This window comes from Chryseobacterium sp. S0630, assembly GCF_024158915.1.
Classification (GTDB): domain Bacteria; phylum Bacteroidota; class Bacteroidia; order Flavobacteriales; family Weeksellaceae; genus Chryseobacterium.
Genome location: NZ_JAMZGF010000075.1, coordinates 1 through 23,398, shown reverse-complemented (window position 1 = coordinate 23,398; position 23,398 = coordinate 1). Strand labels below are relative to the sequence as shown.

Sequence of the window (23,398 nt, the reverse complement as noted above, 5' to 3'; positions counted from 1 at the left end):
AAGATGCTTCGACTCCGCTCAGCATGACACTGCTGATACTAACTGCTAAAAAACTTAGACATTTTCTTGTCATCTTAAATTCTTTAAACCTCTCATACATAAACCTTGATTCTTAGGGAATGGTTCAATGGGAATAGAAGTGATGCTTACACTTGCAACTCTGACGTCTAATCTCTGTAACTCGAACCCCGTACCCCGGAAATTATGCCCTCTATCATTTTAAGCTCATAATTGGCTTATCATATATAAAACTTATACTTTGTTTATTAAAAGTATTTAAGCTCCGGAATCCATGTTATTTTAAGTCAAAAGAAATAAAAAAACCGCTTCTCTAAAGAAACGGTTCTTATATTGATCACATCGCAAGTTTTCTTAATTAAATATTTAGTTTGCTGCTATCGTAAAAACTATTTGTGTGCTGTAAGATGCTGCGGGAATTGTGACAGACACTCCACCTATTTCAAGTTGTACATTGATGCCGGAATAATTTACACTGTTATTGACTCCTAAAACTCCACTAAAGGTTATTGTTGATAATATTACAGCATTTGCTTGTGGTATTTCTATAAAATTTGCGGTACCTCCATTGATCGAAGAGGTACAAAGGACACAAAGACCATTGATTGTTGCTGTTCCCCCACTTCTTTTTGCATATAGTTTTAGGGAGCTGTTCCATGAAGTTGGGGAAAGTTGCATGGTGATTTTTGCTCCGGAGGCTGAGAGAAGATTAAGAAAAGACCCAGGCAAAAGACCGGATAATGTTAATTGTGCAGGGTTATCATAAGTTCCGGTATAGTTACTTCCTGCCTCTGTAATGGTAGGGACACTCACAGTCCAGTTAGTGCCGGCAATACTTATGGTTTGCCCTTCGAGATAACTTCCCATTATTAAAGCAATAATGTAAAGATATCTTTTTAAGAACTGTTCTTTGAGAAAGGGACTTTTCATTTTCATTTTATTCTGTGATGGTATAGGTAATGATGATTGCTGTATTGGCCTGAGCCTGTAAATTGGCATAAGTATTAGTGGCAAGTGAAATAGTGAGGGCATGGCCGTTATTCGCTCCGTTTCCTGTATATGCTCCGCCAATACCACTAATGATGGTAGTAGGAGTAGTGGTAAGAATTACCTGCCCTGAGGATGTTCCCAATGTTCCACCGCCAGCTCCTGAGGCTGCCGCTGCCTGAACTCTTATATTAACACCTGCGATAACTTTATTTACTGAGGCCGTAATTCTTCTGGTAAGTCCACCGGTAGCAATAGCTGAAGTATAGTTGATCCATTTCGACGTATTGGGAGTTGGTGCTCCAAGAGCATTTCCTGCTTCTGTAGGAGGCGTAAAATTTAAAACAATACTTCCTGTTGGCTCAATATCCATTAAAGTTACCACAGGCAGTGTAAGACTGACAGTAGTATTTGCGGTCTGGGAATAGATTGAACCGGATACAACACAAAATGCAATTAATAATATGGTACGGATCAGAATCATCTCTTCTTTTTTATTTCATTATATCCTACTTTCAAGGATTCCTGTTGATATTTGATCTCTATCTGTTGTTTGACAACATTGATGCTTATTTTTTTTGTTTCCGAAGGTTGTAAAGTAAACAGAAATTTGTCTGTTGAAATTTTATACCGTTTATCAAGCCCGTTACGATAGACTTTAATAGTCCAGTCTCCAGGCCTAAGATAAGTGAAGTCAAAGTTTTCTCCAATGAAACAGATCTTGCGGAAAGTCTGATCATTATTGGTCGCTTCCACAACAATACTTTCCTTTTTCTTCTTTCCTTTTTCAGATTGTACCTGGCCAAAATCCGATTGATCTTTTTCTCCGGTTTCTAAAATTTTAACATGTCCCTGAACATTTGCTGCTGTTGTTAATCCAAAATTAAAGGTATTTTCTTTATTCATCAGTGAAAGAGCAGCAGGTAAAGTTTGAGTTGGAATGTCATTGAGTTCTGTAGTGGAGCGGTCCATTTCAATAAAATAATTACCTGGAATAATATTTTTAAATATATAATTTCCATCCTTATCCGTAACAGATAAATAACTTCCGAGCATTAATCTAATTCCTTCCGTCTTTTTTATACCCAGGTTACTTACATTTCCTGAAAGCGAAACATATTCCGCCGTTTTCTGTACGGGAATATTGGGACGCCATGTATAGCGCATGGAGAATATAAAATCTTTATCTCCGATTTCTCCTCTTTGCAATGAATATCTTCCGGAAAGGTCAAGTTCATTTCCGGGAAATAACTGCTGGTGAAATAGAAGTTCAAACAGATTTCTGTCTTTAAAATATTCCTCAGGCATATAATTGTTCTGATAAAAGATACTTAAGCTGGTCTTATCAGAAAACTGACTAAAGATTCTGGCTCCGTAATAAAGGTTTTTCTGATTTTGAAGCTGATATCTTGAGCTGATAGCATAACTTCCGAAAATGTTAAATGACGTTTTGAACTTTTGAAATGAAAGATTGGCAGAATAAAAACTTGAATTGCCACTAAATCCTGTCAGATAATTATCTGTTTTCCCAAATTGTCCATCCAGGTTTACCTGAAACACGCCTATCTGCTGATTAATACTCACTTTGAAGTAACGCTCATAATAATCAAATTGCTTAGGTTCTAAACGGTCTTTATAGGTTTGATATCCATTATTAAGGATAATGAAACCACTCGGTATATATTTGTACTGTATACCATATTGAAAAGACTTTCTATAGGGTGCAGCCAGTAACAGGGTATCTCTTTGGAAATTTTTGGCATCCTGCATATAATTGGCAAAGACACTTATTTTCTTTGTGAGATTGTAGAAAATATTACCATTAAAGGTATTGGTATTGGTAAAATATCCGGCGAAATCAGGGCTGGCTCTCATATACATTAAATTTCCATTCCACTTTTTAAAAACGGCCTCAGCTTGTAATAAATAAGCTGTTCCATCTGTTTTTTGTGTAGTACTGTACGCCAATTCTCCGGAAAGAGTTATATTGTTTGAAACCTTGAATTTTCCTTTGGCATAAGGCAAATGAGCATCTGAATCAAGTCTTACTTCGCTATATCTGATTTCTTCTTTTCTTGGAGTTTTGTAGAGATAGCCTACAGAAATTTCGGACTCTTTTCGGATTTTAAAGGCGGAATAAAAATTAAATTCATCTTTAATATCTCTGAAAAACCTCGGATGGTTATAAAATCCACCGAAGCTTACTTTATTGAGATCATATCGGATTTCTGCCCCGCGACCATATCTTGCAAATTCTGTAAGGTAGGAAGAAGAGTAAGTTTTATCACCCAGATGAATAGAGAAATTGTTCCGTTTATAATTCACAAAATATTCTTCATATTGAGTAAATGTATTGATTTCTATAGGATTGTGAGTAACCGCTCTGAACTCAATCTGATTTTTATTGTCTTTATCAAGTGTTCCCTTACCATATATTTCTCCCTGAAAACCATCATTATATACTCCCATATTCTGCATACCAATGAAAGATAATGAGAAAGCAACAGGAAGCCTGTGATAAATGTCTTTTTCAGAAGGTTTTGCTGATATCACCTGAGTACTCACATAGACATCCTGATTTTCTTTTGGATTACCTTTTGGATGTACCGAAAGATTTAGGTTTTGAAATTCATTTTGAGCGAGTTCTGGATTTGTTACTTTATGAATAGTAATTGTTTTTGACTCATTAGGTTCCAGGACTAATGATGTTTCATTATCAACAATAGCATTTTTACTTTCTAGAACAATACTTTCTGTTATATTACCATTATTTTTTAAAAGAAAAGACGCACGGATTGTTTCCCCAGCTCTTACAAATTCAGGAGTATTCAAGGCAGTAACTAAAAGATTGCTGTTCCCTGAAACGATGATTTTTGTATTTTTTGTAAAAGCTATTCCGTTATTGCGATCGGTAATATTCAGTATTACAGTATAGATACCCTGTCCTGTTTCTGTGCCGATACGCAGGGGAACGAGATAAACTGATGTTTCATGAGGAAGAATCTGAAATTCTCCTTTTGCTAAAATAGGATTGATTGAAGAACTTGATGTGGAAACTGAGATATCGTATATTTTGGTTTCTGCCGAATTGTTTTCTAAAGTGAAGGGAATAGAAGTAGACATTCCCGGCATTAAACTATCTTTTTTACTGATCAATCTATTGGATTGCTCTTGAGAAAAAATAAATACCGGGAATAATGATATGATAATAAATAAAGTCCAAGTTCTAATCATTTTTTACTTCTAATTCCACATTGAGTGCAAAAGCATTCTCTTCTTCATCGGTAGCTATGATAGCTGCTTTGTATTTATCGGGGGGTACTTTACTGATGTCAATGTAAAATGTTTTGGAGGTGTTGGGTAACAGCCCCATTGTTAAACTTGAATAAGTTCCCACTTTTTCACCCGTTTTGCGGTTATAGATTTCAATAGATGTTATGGCTTTACAGTAAAGATTACCATTATTGGCTATTGCTATCTTTGCCGTTTGTTTTCCTTCCTGTTTTTCCACCTTGATACTTTCAAACTTAAGATCCGGTTTGGCTTTTTCTGTTTCCAAATCTGTAATGACCTGAATGGCGTATCGTATAATAGAAGTGATGCTCACTCCAGGTTTACCATCACTTGGTTTTATATCTTCTACCGGTTCTACAATGATCACACTCCAATAGCTTCCCGGATCCATTGCCTGATTGGGAACTGTTATTTCATAGAATATCTCAGTCTTTTCTTTACCTTTAAGAGTAACAAGATTGGTGTTGAGTTTCAACCACTCTCCGTTACTTCGTGTATTGGTACGTAATGCTGTATAATTGATCGTTCCGTCCGCATGGTAGGTATAATCCTGTAAAAATATTTTTACACTTTGAGGATTGCTGCCCGTGTTTTCAATGGCAACTTTTCCTTTATAAACCTTTCCGTTTTCTATTTTGTAAGAATGCGTAAGCCCGTTGAGAATCACAATACCGGCATGTAAAAAGCTGAACTGCAAAATCAGGGTGATCAAAAGAAGGATACGCTTTATCATTGTGTAAAGTTTGGAGTTAAATCATGAATAATACAAAGCCAGGAAGAAACTGATTAACAGCTTCTTCTTATTTTTGAAAGGCGAAATTGAATTTTAATTAAATTCTAATCGTCTGATATTGTATAAGTAACGGTAGCAGCAACAGTAGCAGTAGCCTGTAAGTCGGCGTAAGCTGCTACCCCTCCAGGACCACTTCCTGCAGCGAGTGCATAGGTAAGATTGTGACCGTTATTAGCTCCATTTCCTGTGTAAGCACTTCCGATACCTGAAATAATCGTCTGGCCGGCAGCATTTAAAGTCAATAGACCTGCGGATAGCCCTAATGTACCAGCTCCGGCTCCGGTGGCAGCAGCAGCAGTTACATGAAGATCTACTCCAGGAATGAGAGCGTTCATTTTTACGCTTATATTACGGGTAGGATCTGCAACAGATTTAATAGAAGAGTAATTAAGCCACAACGTAGTGTTGGCCGCAGATGGAAGAATAGGATTTCCGGCTTCAGTAGGCGCTGTAAATCCAAGGGTAATGTTTTTGGTTGCTGCTGGTTCAATATCTACCAATGCAACTTCGGGAATAGAAATGGTAACCGTATGGTTATCTGTAGCGAGGTCTTGGGCGCTTAGATTCCCGGATAGAGCCAATGCAAATAAAGACGCTGCAATTGTCAAATTTAGTTTTTTCATGATGCTGATAATTAGTATAGTGAATATAATAAAATTCGGAATAGTTTGAGAAAAATATATCATAATTTTTATATTAATAATTATTTACTGTATGTAATGCATTATATTCAATAGATGCTTTAACAGAATAATTCAAAAAAAGCCTGTACAAATTTGTACAGGCTTTTATCCCTATTGATCAACATTTTTTATGCCCAGTGCGGATCAGAAACTGAGACTTTTCCAGTCTCTATTCTCCCTGAAAAGTGCCACAGATGCTCATTTAGTGTTATTTTCAAATCATACCAACCTTTAAATTTATCAAGATCAATAATTATTTTTTCTTCTGGTTTTTGTACAGAAATTGTTTTTTTATTTTTTGTGTACAGATCTTCCAGATTGATGGAAAAATTTTTCTTTTTGTTGCTTCTTATAGTCAGTTCAACCTGATTTTTTGCTGTTATATTCTCAAAAATTATCTCTATTTCTGGTGAAATACTTCCCTGGAATTTCCTGAAAAAGCCATTGGGACCAAAAATTTCATAATCATAAGCTCCGGAATGTACAGGATGGGATAAATTTTGTCTGGAATATAAGGCATATGAAAAATGATAATTATTGCTGTCAAATTGAGTCCTGTCATAAACAAGCAAAGGAACTCCATTTTCTTTCAGGTTAGCCATTTTTATATGATCTCCTTCCAGGTTTACATGAAAATGATAAGGCAATGGGTTGGAGGGTTTCAGTCCTCTTTCCTGAATGTCAAGCAAATTGTCTTTAAGTTCATCTTCAGAATACCATTTCAGATTGGGAACAGGTTTATTTTTAGCTGCATTGATGGTAGTAGCATAATCCTTTTGATTCAGATAATCCATTTTCGGAACTTTCACGCTGGAAGAATTGAAAGCAGAGGTAAGATCTCCGCATACTGCTCTTCTCCAGTCGCTGATATTGTCAACATGAACATCCTTTTTAAACTTTTTCATGATGAATTTTTCCAGAAACTGCAGTACAGACGTGTGATCCGATACTTCAGAATTTACGAAGCCTCCTTTCGTCCATGGTGATGCGATGATCATAGGGACTCTATAGCCTAATCCCACTGTTCCTTCTACTTTTTCATAGCTTTTCAAAGAAGGATTGCTCATATACTCCTGAGATTGATCCACATATTCCACCCCTTCTTTTCCGTTCATATCTACGGGCTGGCTTGGGTTCACCGGTGGAGCGAAAGGTAGTACGTGGTCAAAATATCCGTCATTCTCATCATAATTGATGATAAATATGGTTTTTTTCCATGTTTCAGGATCTTTGGTCAGAATATTCAGAACTTCAGAAATATACCATGCTCCATACCAAGGTGATCCAGGATGATCTGAGAAGTGTTCCGGTGCTACCAGCCAGGAAACCAACGGAAGTTTTTTCTCTTCCACATCTTTACGGAACTGGAATAATACATCACCTTCCGGAACAACAAGCCTTTCTCCGTTTTCATCCTTTCCGATTTCCAGTTTCCAGTAATCCGGATTATTGGAATTGGTTGTAAATGCTTTTTCGTGAAGATTTTTTTCTTCTTTTGAAAGTTTGGAATAATTATCAGGATGGTATTTCACCTGATCTTCCTGTACTTCCGCCAACATGGCTTCAAGTCTTTCTTTCTGATTAGGATTTTTTTCCATCTCCTGCTTCAGATAAGCGATGATATTGGGAATATTCTGATAATATCCTTTTGAAAACTTAACGTTAAATTTTGAAAACCACTCAATCGGGTTATCTGTAAAATTACTCAGCCAGGCTTCCTGCTCTCCGGACATTCCTTTTGGAAGACTGATTTCATTCTGATAAATTTTCCAGGAAACATTTTGTTGTTCTAATATTTCCGGGAAACTTTTCCATTTTGCCTGCCTTGCTTTGTCATAATCAATATTTTCATTGACAACATTGGCCTTTACTTTTCCGTTTTGCTGTTCTCTCAATGTTCCGGACCAAAGAAACAGCCTGTTGGGAGTAGTTCCGGTAAGCGATGAACAGAAATACTGATCGAATATAGTGAAGGCGTCTGCCAGCTGATAATAAAACGGAAGGTCTTCACGGTTGTAATATCCTAAGGTAAGCGGAATATTTTTATACTCTTTATTTCCCGAAGCTTTCGCCTGAAGCCATTGGTCATATTTACCTTTGTTCAAAGCTTTCTGCTGATCTGCCCATGAGTGAGGCAATGAGCTCATCCAGGTAGATTTTGTATTTCTTAAATCCAGACGGGCGGGAGATGCATATTTTCCTTCATCATTTTTTTGAAAGAAAACAGAATGTCCATCTTGTTTTATAAAAGCTCTTTTATCCAAAAAACCTCTTACTCCTTTGAGAGCACCAAAAGCATGATCAAATGAACGGTTTTCCTGCATCAGGATGACAACATGCTCTGCATCATAAAATGTAGACTGGGCAGCCGGATCAATGGCTAAAGCTTTTAAAATAGAAGGATGCAGAACCCCTGAAGTTCCTAATCCCGCTAATAAAATACTTGATTTCTCTAAAAATTCTCTTCTGTTCATGTTCAATCGTAATAAGAAAGAAACCGCAAGTTAATAGGATTTTCCTGCGGTTTCTTTGTTTGATATAAAGTTAATCAGATTTTTATTGTAACCACCAAGGTTTGGAATTGATATTATCATTTCCTCCATATTGAGCCGTTAAAGCAGCTTTTAAATTATTGCTGTTGTAATTATACTCAGACTGCGGATATCTGAACCTGAAAGGAGCTGCAACTCCTGCTTTTAAAGGATAATTTGGAAAGCCTGTTCTTAAATAATCAAAGTAAGAAGTCCACTGTGCCTGATGGAACATCGTCATGTATTTTTGAGTCATGATCTTCTCCAGTTGTGTTTGCAATGGATCAGTATTATTATAAACGACTAAAGGAGTTGTCAGATATTGGTTCACATCAAAGCCTGAGAAATATTGTCCCGGATTTTTTACATACGTCTGATAAAAATTGAAACTTGCTTTGATAGCATTGTCATAATGTGTTTTTGCAGATCCGGAAATCCAGCCTCTTGCTGTGGCTTCAGCCAGAATAAACTCAAGTTCTGAATAACTTAATACAGACGCAGGTTCATTGGTAGGATCTTTATAGAAACGATCGTTTACTTTAGAAATGTTTTTTGCAGTGATCAGCGCTGCATTATCAGAGTAGGGGGAAGTAGGATTTCCACCGTTATATCCTGTATAATCTGTGATGGCTTTTCCTGCTTCTTTTGCTCCGGTAGTCTGTGCTGCAAATGTGAACAAACGTGGATCATGCCTGTCTTTGAACATATTAATAAAATAATCTGCCATATACAAACTCGAACCATATCCACTATTATTAAACATCGTGTATCTGCTGTCAGCAGCATCTGCAAACTTAAGTTCACCATTATCTGCAATGGAAGTCATGAGAGATTGGCTTCCTGCAATTGAAGCAAATTCTGTAGCGATATTATAATTTCCTACTGTCGCTTTTTTAGATAAAGTGATCAGAATTTTCAGACGGAATGAATTGATTAGTTTTTTCCACTTTAAAGCATCTCCGTTGTATACAATGTCACCTTCAATTTTTTCGTTGGTATTAATAAGATCATTGGCTTCTTTTAATTCTGATAAAATTCCGGACATGATAGCTTCCTGTGTATCATATTTAGGCTGGGTAATTCCAGATTCACCCTTTGCTGCCTCAGAATAAGGAGCACTTCCTACTTTTAAGCTGATATTGAAGAAATGATACGCTCTCAAAAACTTTCCGATAGCCAGATAATTTTTATTTCCTCTTTTTTCAGCTTCCTGCATCATTTTTCCGGTGTTCAGAAGTCCTTTGGTATAAACTTCAAAAGAAGTATCATTCCATTTCATATACTGATAAGAATTTTCGCCATCAGTACCAATCATCATTCTGGAGGCATACATATTATCTCCATTTACCTGGAAAGTGTATTTTTCAACATAAGTCAAAAGATATTTAGGATCTATACTGGCCTGGTCATTAGGGTTTTCATTGATGGTATCAAGGTTGGATTCACATGAAGCCAATGTCAGAAGCCCGGCTGCAAATAGAGATTTCATCAGCCATTTTGCCGTTTTACCATTTTGACCTTTCACTTTGTTTATATTATTTTTCATTGTCTTGACGTACTTTTTAGTTAAAACTTAAGATTAAAACCGATTCCAAACCATCTGCTGGATGGATCCTGAATATCATTTTCCGTTTTTGTCTGGAAATCCGGATCAGAATAAAGGTTCTTTGATTTTTTCCACATCGCCAGGTTGTAGGCAGAAATATTGGCGGTGAAACCTTTTACCATTCCTCTTGGATTGAGTAATGAAGAGAAATCATATTCAAGAACTACAGATCTCAGCTTAATGAAAGTTCTGTCGAAAACGTTAGCAAATTCTTCACTTTCATCCTGTGTTACTCTCGCACGGTATGGATAATTCTGTGCCCAGTCCTGATAGCTGATTGCTTTGGTGTGTGGAGTATAGGTCCCGGTTGCCGGATTGTAGTTAACCCCATCCGGTACAAAATAATACGTTCCCGGATTCGCATATTCAAGATCTCTGTACGCTACAGAATTAGGATGTTTTCCTCCCCACCACATTTTTTCCACTACCTGGGATCTCATGACACCACCGATGCTTCCGTCAATTCCGATATTTAAAGTGAATTTTTTATATTTGAATGTGTTATTGAAACCGAAAGTCCAGTCCGGATTGAAATGTCCTAAGTTACTTGGAGCATTGGCTCTTGTCGGCATTCCTGTATTCGCATCAAGAATTACTTTTCCATCCGGAGACTTTTGCCATGTATAGTCATAATAGCTATCCATTCTTTCGCCTAACTTAATATTTCTGTAGTTCGGCATATTATCGTAGATAGAAGTTAGCTTTTGTTCGTAAGTACTCCAGTTAATTAATGTTTTCCAGCTGAAATCAGAAGTTTTTACCGGAACTAAACCAAGGGAAACTTCAAATCCTTTTGTGGTATATTCATTTCCGTTTACATATTGTGAAGTGAAACCAGATGATTCAGCAGCAGGGAACTGAAGAATATTATTATAATCCAATGTTCTGAAATAAGTAGCATCGAAAGTAATTCTGTTATTCAGGAAACCTGCGCTTAACCCTAATTCATAAGATTTTGTCTGTTCCGGCTTCAAAGAGTTTTCTACGTTCAAAGTCATTGGATAATAATAAGTAGGATTTCCATTGAATGTGATTCCCTCATTGTTCAGATAATAATTTCTGATGGAATAAGGCTGGAAATCATACGCTACTTTCGCCCATGAAGCAGAAAGTTTCAACATATTAATAGACTCAGGCATTTTTACCAGGTTGGAAATAACGGCACTGATGGAAGCAGAAGGGTAGAAGTATGATCTGTTGGCTTTTGGTAGTGTGGAAGACCAGTCGTTACGTCCAGAAACATTGATGAAAAAAGCATTATACAATCCGATATCAATTGTTGAATAAGCACTGTAAATTAATTTTTCCTTCAAATAGGTATAATTTTTAAGCGCTCCGATAGAGTTTTCGAAGGTGTACACTTCAGGAATTTTTAATCCATCCGTAGACCTTTCATTATTGTTATTTTTATAATAGAAAGCAGAACCTCCTGCATTGATTGTAAAATCAAAGTTTTCAGATATTTTTTTCTTATAAGTCGCCAGAACATCGTAGTTGAGATTCCATGTTTTATTATCTTTCAAAATATAACCGCCACTTCTTGGAGCATCATAATTGAAATAGGAATAAGGACTCAGAATTTCCGTTTTGCTATGGTTTTCTACAAGAGATATTTTCCCTTTTACCGATAGATCCTGTGTAGCTTTATACTCTAGACCTGTCTGAGCATTGATAATATTGGTTCTGTTCTGATTCTTGTAATATTCTGCTCCAAACCATGGATTGTTGTACCATGCATAGTTCCAGTTGGCTTGTGCTCTTCCTTCTTTTCCAGGAATCCACATATGATTTTTCAATGCTTTTCCATCTACATCGCCTCCCATCCAGATCAGAATGGTGTACATGTGTCCACTTGGATTATAATCGTAGTTGGGGATATTAGGAGTAAACGCCTGGTTGAAGTTGAATTTTGTATCGAAGGTTAATTTATCTCCTAGATGGTTTTCAGAAGAGAAGTTGATCCCGTATTTCTGAAGATAAGAATTGGGAACCCTGTCATCATAATTCATGAAGTTTCCGGAGAACCTGTATACATCTTTGTTATTTCTATAGCTGATCGCAAAGTTATTATTGTTGATTACTGCGGGCTTTAAAAAAGTACTTAAGTTATCATGGTATTTCCAGTCAATCGGAACTCTTTCATATCTTGATTTATCATCATACTGAGTTCCTGTTACTGCTCCATACCACGGAACTACCTGACCTGTTACTTTATCTCTGATCGGGCTATTCCATTGGGCAATCTGTAAACCGGGAACAAATTTTGGTCCCCAGATCATATCTCCATCATTCACTCCGCCGTCAGCTCCGTCCCAGAATTCATATTTTCCGTGTGAACCATTTCCATATTCAGTCTGGGTTTTGGGAAGGTTGGTAAACCCTGCTGTAATCATGGTATTCTGAGAAAATTCTACTGAGAATCCTTTCTTCTTAGCATTTTTTGTGGTGATTAAGACAGCTCCGTAACGACCTCTTGAACCATATAGAGCAGAAGCGGTAGCTCCCTTCAACACGTTGATGTTTTCAATATTGTTGGGATCTAAATTCTGGAAAACCTCTTTTTCCACAATCACACCATCAATAACAAAAACCAGATTGGAGTTTCCTCTCAGCGTAAACTGTGGAGCCTGTTGCATCCCCGTCGGATTGGAAACATTCAATCCGGCTACCTGTCCGGAGAATAAATTTCCAATACTTGGAGTAGTAATGGTTTCAAATTGTTTTGTTCCCACTTCCTGAGTAGAATAACCAATCTTTTCTTTTTTCTTGGCAATACCTAAAGCGGTAATTACAACGCCTTCAATCTGCTTTTCGTTTGGCTTTTTTAAAACAACAGAATACTGTTTTTTGGAAGAAACCTCAACGGTATAAACAGAAAAATCAGGAGCAAAAAATTCAAGAATGTCTTTGGGGTTTGCAGAAATAGTGAAATTACCATTTTCATCTGTAGTAGCAGTCTTTCCTGTGTTTTTGTCGGTGATGTTCACACCGGAAACACTAGAACCGTTTTCTGATTTTACATTTCCTGAAATATTGATTTCCTGAGCAGAAAAATAAAGAGGAAGTAAAAAAACGGCAAAAGTGGCTAGAGTTTTCTTCATTTTTTTGAAGGCAAATTTAGCAGTGCACTGTTACCAGTACTTTAATGATGTATTAAAATAAAAATACGATTTAATATTTTTTAACAATAAGAATTAATAAATAAGTAAAATGAAAAATGTCCTTTGTATAGGGACTTTTGCTTTATTATATAAATATAGATAGGAAGCTGGGAGAGGGATGTTGGAGGTTATTGTGGTGGTGTCTACTTCTTGAAATCCTCAGTAATAAATTTTTGAAAAAAACTTCCGTCTTATGAAAGTAACAGATTGTGAAGCCAGGACTTCGATAACTTCCAGCCTCCAGCTTCCCCCTTCCTTTCTATTTCTAAAACCTACTCAGAATTCCCCAGTGGATTTTAATATCATTAAACTTAAACGGATTTCCAAACTCATTACCATTAGACAGCTGGAAGCTCATCAGACCGATAGGAATGAAGAAGTTGAAACCGAGCCCGACACTGTAGAGTTTGGGCTTTACATTTAAAGATTTATTATTAAGCTGTCCGTATTGTCCAAAGACGTCAAAGAAGGCCTGGTTGCCGATCAGATACCGATATTCCAGACTTCCATAATAATAAAAGTCGGCGGCGAGAGAGTTTTCATTGAATCCCCGCATAGAATTCCAACCTCCGAAACGGTATAATTCATTGGCGGAAAACTCTATTTTAGAATCCATCATGGCACCCTCTGCTTTGATGTTCAGGAAATGGTTTCTGGAAATGTGGTAATTGTGCTCTCCAAAGAAATAAAACTGATTTTGATTGGCTTTAATATTATCTTTAGAATAGGTAGTTGTTAAGAAATCATATCCGGCATTGATCCTTGTTTTGTAAAGAAAAAGATCAATATCAGTGGGTTCTGTCATTTCATACCATATCCCGATCCCTTTTTTGTTATAATCTTTTCCCTGAACGTATAACGTATCAATAATAGTAGAGGTTTCCAGAGTCGCTCTCAAACCGATTTTATTTCGGTTATTGATATGGTAATAAAAGGCAGGAAGGAATTTTACATTGGCAAACGTTGAGTCTTGTCTGTAGATATTTACTTTCGTATCCATCCCGATATTCGATTTGAACAGGTACGGAATGTCCACCCGAAGATCGAAATTCTGTCCCTTATCCGGGTTTCTCTGCCAGTACAAATTGACCGTTTCAAAACCATTGAACATATTCCTGAAATTGACATTCATGGTTCCGTTTAACGTAAACTTTGAGCTTTTGTCATTTCCGAAACCAATGACCCCATCGAAAGTATTTGTCTTTTTCTTTTCCAGAAACAGGTAAATACTGGTAGAATCTTTCGTAAATAAAGTTTGTGGCTGCCGTTCAAGGGTTAGAAAAGGATGACTCTGAAAGTTTTTGTTGATGGCTAAAAGGTTTTTGTCATCATAGTTTTTGCCTTTGAACTCCTTTTCCAGGTTTTTGATGAATCTTTTGGGAACTTTTTCGTATCCTTTTACCACAAACCCATTGATCGTTCTTTTATCATTCTTGTTGATGTCAAGTTCTACAATCGGATAACCATTTTTCTGCCCTTTGTATTTAGATTTGATTCTACTGAAAGAATACCCTTCATCAATATAGGTTTTGTTGATACTTTTCTTGGTGGAGTCTAAATTTTTAGTAAAAAAATCTTTCTGAATTTTTAATTTTTGAACCAAAGAATCTGTAAGGTTTACATAAGTTTCATTGAAATTTTTTCCTTTATCATAGAAAATTTCTGTGCTGTCACCTTTTACTTTTACGTCTTTCAGTTTCGTGAAGAAATAATTACTTTGAGCTAATGAATCCAGAAATTTTACGGCAGAAGTAGAATCTTTTACTTTTTTTCTGACTTTAGTTTCTGTGTCAATAAGCCAATACTGCTTTTTCTGCGCTTGTGTGAAAACGCAGAACAGTACAAAAAATATTTTCAGAAACAGTTTCAATCCCAAATGTATCTACACCAGACAAGTGATAAAATTAAGCGTAATTATGATAAAACTTAAAGCGAAGCTTATCTTAATAATCCTTTACAACTTAATTCTTCTTAATGGTTTAAAATTTTATTATCAAATAGCTTTTTATACAACTGAAACTAATCCAGTTTATTATATTTTTTCATCAAATTCTCATAAGTTCCCTGTGGAAGAATCCATTTCAAAGGAACTCCTATTTTCTGCCCGAATTTACCAAAATAATAATGAGCTTTCCATTTATTTTTTGCTAAAAGTTTTTCAATATATTCTGCTACTTCCAAAGGCTCTGTTCCGTCATTTACGTGAGAATTCATCAGCGCATACACTTTGTCAAAAACATTTTTATAAGGTTGGGAAACCTGTGCTATCACTCTGTTGTCTGCAATATTGGTTTTAATATCCCCCAAATGCAGGGAGCATACATCAATATTCCACGGGTATACTTCATACCTCATCGCTTCCGTTACTTTATCCAATGCTGATTTTGATGCGGAGTAAAATCCACGGAAAGGCAGTCCCATTTCACTTCCGATACTGGAAACATTAATTATTTTTCCGAATTTGTGCTCACGCATATTCGGAAGAACGGCGCTCATCATTTGAACAGGTCCGGCAAGATTCAGGCTGAAAAGTTTCAGAATATCTTCTTTGGTAGAATCTTCAACGGCACCTACCATTCCCATTCCGGCATTATTGATCAGAACATCAATTTTAGTTTCTGTTTTTAAAACCTCAGCGATGGCATTGTGAACAGCGGTGTTATCGGTCACATCAGTGGGGATAGATTTGAAGTACTGGCTTTCTGTATGCTTTCTGCTTAATCCATATACTTTATATCCTTTTTTACCAAAATATTCGGCTAATGCAAACCCGATTCCTGATGAGGTTCCTGTTATAATGATGGTCATTGAATTCGTATGATTTTAAATGTTTTATTTTTCTTCTAATACAAATCCGAATGTTTTTAAGGTCTGTATTCAAAAGTAAAATCTATTTTCAGCAAATGTAAAAAAAGAAAAATGAACTCAGTTATTTATTATTCCTGAAATAATTTTTAATAATTTCTTGATCTATTGTCCCTTATTGATGGTAAACTTAAAATAAAGTTAATCTGAGTTATATATAGAATATTAACAGAATGATTATTTTTAATTACTTATGTTGTTGAAATACAATTATTTAGTTTTGTTTTATCGTATTTACTATCTTAAAAAAGCTAAAATTTCTTAATAAAAACATAAGAAAACCTTAATGAGTGGTGGGAGCAGGCTGTTCTAATTTTGCACCTAATCAAAAAGGATATCATGAATGTATTTAAAATCCCTGTCTCCGTAACGTATTTAACGGGAAGGGTATTACTTATTGGTGCAATATCAGCTTCACCGATGTTCCTCGCTCAGAAAAAAGACAGCTTAAAAGAAAAATCCATCGACGAGATTGTTGTGGTTGGATACGGAACACAGAAAAAAAGTAAAGTTTCCGGGGCTGTTTCGGAGGCTTCACTGGATAAGCTTACTTCGAGATCTTTGTCCGGAGTAGGAGAAGTGCTTCAGGGTAAAGCTCCCGGAGTAACTGTAGTGAATGAAGGTGGAGATCCTAACGGAGCACCTAAGGTGAATATTCGTGGTTTGGGAGGAATCAATGGAGAAACTCCTCTTTATGTTGTAGATGGTGTTGTTTTCAACGGAACACCGTCTATTAATCCCAACGATATTCAGGATATTTCTGTACTTAAAGATGCTTCTGCAGCCATTTACGGTGCAAGATCTTCCGGAGGAGTTATTCTTATTACCACAAAAAAAGGGAAAAAAGGAAATCTTACTGTAGATTTTGATGTTAAATACGGAGTAAACCAGGCATGGAGGCTGAAGGAATCTCTGAATGCAGCAGAATTTCAGGACGTGATGTACAAGGCCTACGAAAATGCCGGGAAACTGGGAAGCTTACCAATAGCTTTTAATCCTAACCAATATCCGGACGGGAGAATTACCAGAACAGACTGGATGAAAGAAATCTTCAGAACAGGTACCATTCAGGAATACAATATAAACCTAAGCGGCGGAAGTGATAAATCCAGATATTTTGTGGGAATGAACCACAGAAATCTGGAAGGAATCTTATTAAATACGCAGGCAAAGCGATACAATTTCAGAGTCAATTCTGAACATAAAGTAAAAGACTGGCTGACGATCGGAGAAAATATGTATTATAATTACTCGGATGGGAACACAGCAGATACAAAGAGTGGATATACAGGAGCTTTGGTTGCTGCCATGTATTATCCGCCAAATGTGCCAGTGTATACACCGAGTGGTGCATTTTCAGGACTCCCGATTGATGTGGCAGGAGGATATGGAGATATGATCAATCCGGTAGCTTATCTTAAAAGAATCAGTATCAGAAACCCTACCCACGAGATTTTAATCAATCCTTATGCTGAAATTACGCTGGCAAAGAATTTAAAATTCCGTTCCAACTTTTCACAGACTTTTAAACTGGGAGATATAAAGAACTTCACCTACAGAGTTTTGGAAGTAGGGAAAATTTTTGATACCAATAATTTGGAATACCAATCCAACAATTCTTCCACAGCACTGGCAGAACAGTTGCTGACTTATAAAATTTCAGCAGGACAGCATAATTTTGATTTTCTTGGAGGTTTTACTTTCCAGAAAACAATTGATGATGGTTTTGTGGCAAAATCTTATGACTTCAGAAGTGAGGCTGAGGTTTTCCAACACCTTCAGAATGCAGCGGATACCAATAAAGATGTTTCCAGTTACAGATTCAAACAATCTTTGGTTTCTTATCTGGCGAGAGTAAACTATGACTATGCTGGGAAATATATTGTAAGTTTATTGGGAAGGCGAGACGGTTCTTCACTGGTAGCGAAACAAAACAGATTTGCTAATTATTATGCGGTTTCCGGTGCTTGGGTAGTTTCGAAAGAAAATTTCATGCAGGATATTTCATGGCTTTCAAGCTTAAAGCTGAGAGGAAGTTACGGTATTCTGGGTAACCTTGGAGGAATTTCACCACAAGCGGTAAATCCGTTGATGACCAGAGATAATAACATCATTTTCGGGCAGGATCCTTCTCAGAATATTGCTTACTATGCAACCACACGACCGAATCCGGATCTGAAGTGGGGGAAATCTGAACAGACCAACTTTGGAGTGGATGCTTCATTCCTTCACAACAGCCTTTCCTTGCAGTTTGATTATTTCGTAAAGAACTCCAAAGATCAGATCTTCAATGTAAGCTTGCCAAGTACGGCAACGTATAATAATCAGTATGTGAATGCAGGATTATTTCAGGATAAAGGATTTGAATTAGGAATCAATTATAACAAAGTGATTTCAGATGATTTTACGTTCTCAGTGGGAGCTACGATGAGTCAACTAAAAAATACGGTGAAGCAGCTTGCCAATGTAGATGAGATCTTTATCAATGATAACGGAGTAAGAGGGGTATTGAAACCAACCCGTGTGAAAGTAGGTGATCCTCTATATTCTTTTTATGGTTATAAAACTGGCGGAATTTTCCAGACTCAGGAAGAAATCAACAATTATAAAGATGCCAACGGAAATCTTATCCAGCCGAATGCTAAACCGGGAGATATTAAATTCCTGAAAAAAGAAGGAAATACAGGAGTGCTTAATAATAATGATTTTGTAAATCTTGGAAGCCCATATCCTAAATTCTCTTACGGATTCTCATACAACATGACCTGGAAAAACTTTGACCTGAATTTATTCTTCCAGGGAGTTTACGGAAATAAAATATTCAATGGAATGAAGTTCATTTCTTTGAACCCGGGTGGAACAGGACAGAATTATAATATGGACAGAGATATCCTGAATGCATGGACGCCTCAGAATACCAATACCGATATTCCTAGACTGGTACACGGTGATCCAAGTGGTAATTATTCCAAAGTATCGGATTTCTATGTGGAAGACGGATCGTATTTGAGACTGAAGAACCTTACCATTGGTTACTCATTACCAAAAGAATTGTACAGAAAACTGGATGTAAATAAAGTGAGAATCTATATGACTTCCAACAACTTGTTTACGATTACGAAATATACAGGATTTGATCCTGAAGTAGGGATGAATTCTTATGGTGTAGATACAGGAAGATATCCTCAGGCACGCTCATTTATTTTTGGAGTAGAGATCGGATTATAATTTTAACCAACAAAAAGTAAAAAAATGAAATTTTTCAATAAAATATTTTTAATATCAGGAATATCCGTAATGATTCTGTCATGTACAGGAGAACTGGATGTTCAGCCGGAAGGAACCCCTACAGAAGCCAGTTTCTGGAAAACTGAAAACGATCTGGTTACTGGAGCCAATGCAATGTATAAGCCTTTATTCGATGGAGAGTTTTATGGAAGAGGACTGTTCTGGTTTATCAATGCCAGTGATGATATGGTAACCGGAAGAGCGAAAAGTGAGGCCGATAATGCCAAAAACTTCAGCAGTAATTATATTGCGGCAGGTGATCTTGAAACTCAGTGGAACAAAAGATACAACGTCATTGGAGTAGCTAACCGTGTGATCCGTAATGTTGATAATATTCAGACTTCACAGGCTACTAAAAATAAATATCTTGGTGAAGCTTTGTTCATGAGCAGCAGAATGTATTTTGAACTGGCTTACTCTTACGGAAATGAAAAAGCCGGAGTTCCGATTATAGACCGTTCAAAAGATCCGGATCCGAACCCGATTCCAAGAGCGGCTAACGTTATGGAAAACTATACTTACATTGTAAACGACCTGAAAAGAGCTGCCGAATTATTACCTACACAGGCAGAACTTCCTGCAAAGGATTACGGAAGACCTCATAAAGCGGCAGCTTGGGCATTGCTAGCAAAAGTATATCTGTTTATGAAAGACTGGAAAAATGCAGAATTCTGGGCTAATGAAGTAATGACCAAAGGAAACAGAGCCTTATTAGGTAATTTCGCAGATGTTTTTAAATCCGAAAATAACTACAGCTCAGAATATATCTGGTCAATCCCTGGAACTACAAAGTTTACAGCCTGGGGAAGTATTCTTCCGGGAGTAATGCTTGAAAACAAAGGATGGGGAGAATATAACGGATGGGGATACTTCCAACCGACTAAGGAGTTGTTTGATGAATATGAAACCGGAGACCTTAGAAGAAGTGCTACCATTCTTAAAATAGGAGACAAATTTACCTTTAACGGAAAAGAAAGAACATACGCTTCTACCAATTCCCTTACCGGATATCAGTTCAATAAATATATGGATGCCTTCAAATATGAGCTGAAAAGTGGTCACGTGAGTGCCAACGGAGATTATCCGTGTACAGACCTTGCCGTTCCGATTATGCGTTATGCTGAGGTGATCTTGATCAAAGCAGAAGCTTCATTGATGCAAGGGAAATCTGCAGACCAGGAAATCAATATGATCAGAGTACGTGCAGGCTTACCTGCGAAAAACGGATGTACACTGGCTGATCTGAAACATGAAAGACGTTGTGAACTGGCGGGTGAATGGGCAGACAGACACAGAGACCTTGTACGTTGGGGAGATGCGCAGGCAGCGTATGCGAAGCCTCTGCACGGTATCAATGGACAGGTAGTCTGGGCAGCAAGAAACTTTAATCCAGCTGTACATAATGTTTGGGCAGTTCCACAGGCTGAAATCGTAAACAGTCACGGGATCATTAAACAGAATGAGGGCTGGTAAAATTTTAATCTTTTTATATATAAGTCACTATATCATTACAGAACCTTCTGTGGTGATATAGTTTTTTCAAAGGTATGGAGATAGGTCGTTTCATCTGACCTATAAAATAATAACGATATACGAATGAAACTATCAAAAATATGGGCTGTATTAGCCCTTGCTGTTTTTTCTGAAAATCAGGCACAGAATTATTTGAATTATAATGTAGGGAATGCACATTCTCATAATGATTACATGCAGGAGATCCCTTTCTGGCAGGCTTATTATGCTAACTTTGGTTCTATCGAGGCAGATGTTTTTCTGGTAAAAGGAAAGCTTTGGGTAGCGCATACCGAAAAGGAACTTTCTGCAGACAGAACATTGGAAAATCTTTACCTCGATAATATTTCTAAACAGATTAAACTCAACAAAGGGAATATTTATCCTGATGGAGGTAAGAAACTTCAATTACTGATTGATATAAAACAAGACTATAAAACTTCACTGGCAGCTTTGGTGAGTACGCTGGAAAAGTATCCGGAGATTACCGGAAATTCCGGAATTAAAATTGTCATTACCGGAGGAAGACCTCAGCCTGCAGATTTTAAAAATTATCCAAGTTATCTTTATTTTGATGGAGATCTTGATAAAACCTATTCTGCAGATCAGTTGAAAAGAGTAGGAATGTTCAGTGCAGATCTTCCGGGACTGGTAAAATGGAACGGAAAAGGAATTCCAAGGGATGAAGAAACACAAAAAATCAAAACTGCTGTAGACAAAGCCCATGCTCAGCAGAAACCTGTTCGTTTTTATGGAGCTCCGGATTTCCCGAATGCCTGGGTAAATCTGATGGATTTAGGAGTAGATTATATCAACACTGATCATATTCCGGATCTAAAAAAATTTATGAACACGATTCCGAAAAACTTTTATAAGAATACAAAGGAATATGCCACTTATACTCCAACTTATCAATCAGACGGTGTGGAGAAAAAGGTAAAGAATATCATCCTCCTTATTCCGGACGGAACTTCTTTACCACAATATTATGCAGCCTTTACAGCGAACAAAGGAAAACTGAATGTTTTCAATATGAAATCCACAGGGCTTTCCAAAACCAATTCATCCAACGCCTACATTACAGATTCTGCACCAGGTTCTACAGCTTTTGCAACCGGTGTAAAGACTAAAAATACTTTTGTAGGAGTAGATCATATGGGGAAAGCATTAGCACAAATTCCTGATATCATTGCTGAAAAAGGAATGACTTCCGGCTTGATTTCCACAGGCGATGTTACGGATGCTACTCCTGCAGATTTCTATGCTCATTCGGATAACAGAAACAGTTCAGAGCCTATTTTAAAAGATTTTGCTGCTTCAAAAACAAAAATACTGATTGGAGGTCCTACAAGCGGATTGTCTCAGGATAACCTACAGAAATTCAAAGAAGCGAAAATAGATTTGTATCACGATTTGAAATCAGTAACGAAAATTAATAACCGTACATTGGTTATTGATCCTTTGGCTTCACAAAGAATCACCAATGGAAGAGGAAACTGGCTGGCAGATGCTTTTGATCTTACTTTAAATGATTTAAAGAATAATAAAAACGGATTCTTCATGATGATTGAAGCTTCCCAGACTGATGGAGGCGGCCATAGCAACAATATTGAGCAACTGGTTACAGAATTACTGGATTTCGACCATGTGGTAGGAAAAGCCATGAAATTTGCTGATGAAAATAAAGAAACCTTAGTGATTGTGGTGGGTGACCATGAAACCGGAGGATTAACCCTTTTGGATGGCAGTTTGAAAGATGGCTGGATATTTGGAAACTTCAGTACGAATGATCATACCTCTATTCCGTCAAGTGTTTTTGCTTACGGGCCCAATTCAAAAGAATTCACAGGGTTGTTCGAAAATACGGAGATTTTCAACAAAATACTGGCTGCTTACGGAATTAAGAAATAGCTTTTAATTTATACTTTTACTTTTACAAAGAGAGATTGTTTCATTTTTGAAGCAGTCTTTTTTTATGAATTTAAAGTTTTTAAATAGTAAGCAGATGCCTATAATTATTCTGTGCAATCTGTGGGAAAATCTAACGGTATCACTCCATATATTATATAAATAATTGATCTGATTAATTCAATAGGAACGGACTATAATCCTGAGCTTAGCCGAAGGGAGTCCGTTTGAATAAAACATGTAATTCAATTGGCTTCAGCCAAAACCTACACATTATCACACAATGCTCACAAAGCTTTAATTCATGTCTTTAAAATCGTTCGCAACGGCAGTTCACTCAGCAAAAAAGAATATGCGCAAACATCTGTGCAAATCTGTGCAATCTGTGGGAAAATCTAACATTATCAATCCACATATTATATAAATAATTGATCTGATTAATTCAATAGGAACGCACTATAATCCTGAGCTTAGCCGAAGGGAGTCCGTTTGAATAAAACATGTGAGACAATTGGCTTCAGCCCAAACCTACACATTATCACGCAATGCTAGCAAAGGTTCTATGAATAGCTTTAAAATCATTCGTAAGGGCGTTTCACTCAGCAAAAAAGAATATGCGCAAACATCTGTGCAAATCTGTGCAATCTGTGGTAAAATCTAACAGTATCAATCCATATATTATATAAATAATTGATCTGATTAATTCAATAGGAACGCACTATAATCCTGAGCTTAGCCGAAGGGAGTCCGTT

Annotated in this window: 13 protein-coding genes; 3 read left to right on the top strand and 10 right to left on the bottom strand. The window is 36.8% G+C overall.

Annotation, left to right across the window (positions count from 1 at the left end):
• Positions 1-384 precede the first annotated feature (384 nt).
• The 10 genes from NK356_RS21860 to NK356_RS21815 form a co-directional block, all read right to left on the bottom strand.
• Positions 385-948, bottom strand: a complete 564-nt coding sequence (locus NK356_RS21860) for a hypothetical protein (protein ID WP_253318063.1) — start codon at positions 946-948, stop codon at positions 385-387.
• 7 nt (positions 949-955) lie between these two features.
• On the bottom strand, positions 956-1,489 hold the full coding sequence (locus NK356_RS21855; protein ID WP_034692862.1) for a hypothetical protein: 534 nt from the start codon (positions 1,487-1,489) through the stop codon (positions 956-958).
• On the bottom strand, positions 1,486-4,239 hold the full coding sequence (locus tag NK356_RS21850) for a hypothetical protein (RefSeq protein ID WP_253318062.1): 2,754 nt from the start codon (positions 4,237-4,239) through the stop codon (positions 1,486-1,488). Before NK356_RS21850 ends, NK356_RS21855 begins: the two co-directional genes overlap by 4 nt.
• Positions 4,232-5,032, bottom strand: coding sequence for a DUF3324 domain-containing protein (locus NK356_RS21845; RefSeq protein ID WP_034692866.1), 801 nt, complete (start codon positions 5,030-5,032; stop codon positions 4,232-4,234). Before NK356_RS21845 ends, NK356_RS21850 begins: the two co-directional genes overlap by 8 nt.
• 104 nt (positions 5,033-5,136) lie before the next feature.
• Positions 5,137-5,715: a hypothetical protein gene (locus NK356_RS21840; RefSeq protein WP_034692867.1), complete on the bottom strand. Its 579-nt coding sequence runs from the start codon at positions 5,713-5,715 to the stop codon at positions 5,137-5,139.
• Positions 5,716-5,903: 188 nt separating this feature from the next.
• Entirely contained in the window at positions 5,904-8,249 is a 2,346-nt protein-coding gene (locus tag NK356_RS21835; RefSeq protein ID WP_253318061.1) for a phosphocholine-specific phospholipase C, read from the bottom strand.
• A gap of 82 nt (positions 8,250-8,331) precedes the next feature.
• Positions 8,332-9,852, bottom strand: coding sequence for a SusD/RagB family nutrient-binding outer membrane lipoprotein (locus NK356_RS21830; RefSeq protein ID WP_253318060.1), 1,521 nt, complete (start codon positions 9,850-9,852; stop codon positions 8,332-8,334).
• A 20-nt stretch (positions 9,853-9,872) separates the two neighbouring features.
• Positions 9,873-13,013, bottom strand: coding sequence for a SusC/RagA family TonB-linked outer membrane protein (locus NK356_RS21825; RefSeq protein ID WP_034692871.1), 3,141 nt, complete (start codon positions 13,011-13,013; stop codon positions 9,873-9,875).
• A gap of 325 nt (positions 13,014-13,338) precedes the next feature.
• Positions 13,339-14,943, bottom strand: a complete 1,605-nt coding sequence (locus NK356_RS21820) for an autotransporter assembly complex family protein (RefSeq protein ID WP_253318059.1) — start codon at positions 14,941-14,943, stop codon at positions 13,339-13,341.
• Positions 14,944-15,092: 149 nt separating this feature from the next.
• Positions 15,093-15,881 (bottom strand): SDR family oxidoreductase, encoded by a 789-nt coding sequence (locus tag NK356_RS21815; RefSeq protein ID WP_253318058.1) that lies wholly within the window; start codon positions 15,879-15,881, stop codon positions 15,093-15,095.
• Between the two features lie 396 nt (positions 15,882-16,277).
• Between NK356_RS21815 and NK356_RS21810 the strand changes: the two genes are divergently transcribed.
• The 3 genes from NK356_RS21810 to NK356_RS21800 all read left to right on the top strand — a co-directional run bounded on the left by NK356_RS21810 (position 16,278) and on the right by NK356_RS21800 (position 22,649).
• Complete coding sequence (locus tag NK356_RS21810; protein WP_253318057.1) at positions 16,278-19,166, top strand: TonB-dependent receptor; 2,889 nt, start codon at positions 16,278-16,280, stop codon at positions 19,164-19,166.
• Positions 19,167-19,190: 24 nt separating this feature from the next.
• On the top strand, positions 19,191-20,699 hold the full coding sequence (locus NK356_RS21805) for a RagB/SusD family nutrient uptake outer membrane protein (protein WP_253318056.1): 1,509 nt from the start codon (positions 19,191-19,193) through the stop codon (positions 20,697-20,699).
• Positions 20,700-20,822: 123 nt separating this feature from the next.
• Positions 20,823-22,649 carry an alkaline phosphatase gene (locus NK356_RS21800; RefSeq protein WP_253318055.1) on the top strand — a complete coding sequence of 609 codons (1,827 nt, stop codon included), beginning with the start codon at positions 20,823-20,825 and terminating at the stop codon, positions 22,647-22,649.
• Positions 22,650-23,398 lie beyond the last annotated feature (749 nt).

What these genes read in the sequence shown, in the direction of transcription:
- NK356_RS21860 (WP_253318063.1), bottom strand. Translation starts at nt 948, where the DNA reads ATGAAAAGTCCCTTTCTCAAAGAACAGTTCTTAAAAAGATATCTTTAC.
- NK356_RS21855 (WP_034692862.1), bottom strand. Translation starts at nt 1,489, where the DNA reads ATGATTCTGATCCGTACCATATTATTAATTGCATTTTGTGTTGTATCC.
- NK356_RS21850 (WP_253318062.1), bottom strand. Translation starts at nt 4,239, where the DNA reads ATGATTAGAACTTGGACTTTATTTATTATCATATCATTATTCCCGGTA.
- NK356_RS21845 (WP_034692866.1), bottom strand. Translation starts at nt 5,032, where the DNA reads ATGATAAAGCGTATCCTTCTTTTGATCACCCTGATTTTGCAGTTCAGC.
- NK356_RS21840 (WP_034692867.1), bottom strand. Translation starts at nt 5,715, where the DNA reads ATGAAAAAACTAAATTTGACAATTGCAGCGTCTTTATTTGCATTGGCT.
- NK356_RS21835 (WP_253318061.1), bottom strand. Translation starts at nt 8,249, where the DNA reads ATGAACAGAAGAGAATTTTTAGAGAAATCAAGTATTTTATTAGCGGGA.
- NK356_RS21830 (WP_253318060.1), bottom strand. Translation starts at nt 9,852, where the DNA reads ATGAAAAATAATATAAACAAAGTGAAAGGTCAAAATGGTAAAACGGCA.
- NK356_RS21825 (WP_034692871.1), bottom strand. Translation starts at nt 13,013, where the DNA reads ATGAAGAAAACTCTAGCCACTTTTGCCGTTTTTTTACTTCCTCTTTAT.
- NK356_RS21815 (WP_253318058.1), bottom strand. Translation starts at nt 15,881, where the DNA reads ATGACCATCATTATAACAGGAACCTCATCAGGAATCGGGTTTGCATTA.
- NK356_RS21810 (WP_253318057.1), top strand. Translation starts at nt 16,278, where the DNA reads ATGAATGTATTTAAAATCCCTGTCTCCGTAACGTATTTAACGGGAAGG.
- NK356_RS21805 (WP_253318056.1), top strand. Translation starts at nt 19,191, where the DNA reads ATGAAATTTTTCAATAAAATATTTTTAATATCAGGAATATCCGTAATG.
- NK356_RS21800 (WP_253318055.1), top strand. Translation starts at nt 20,823, where the DNA reads ATGAAACTATCAAAAATATGGGCTGTATTAGCCCTTGCTGTTTTTTCT.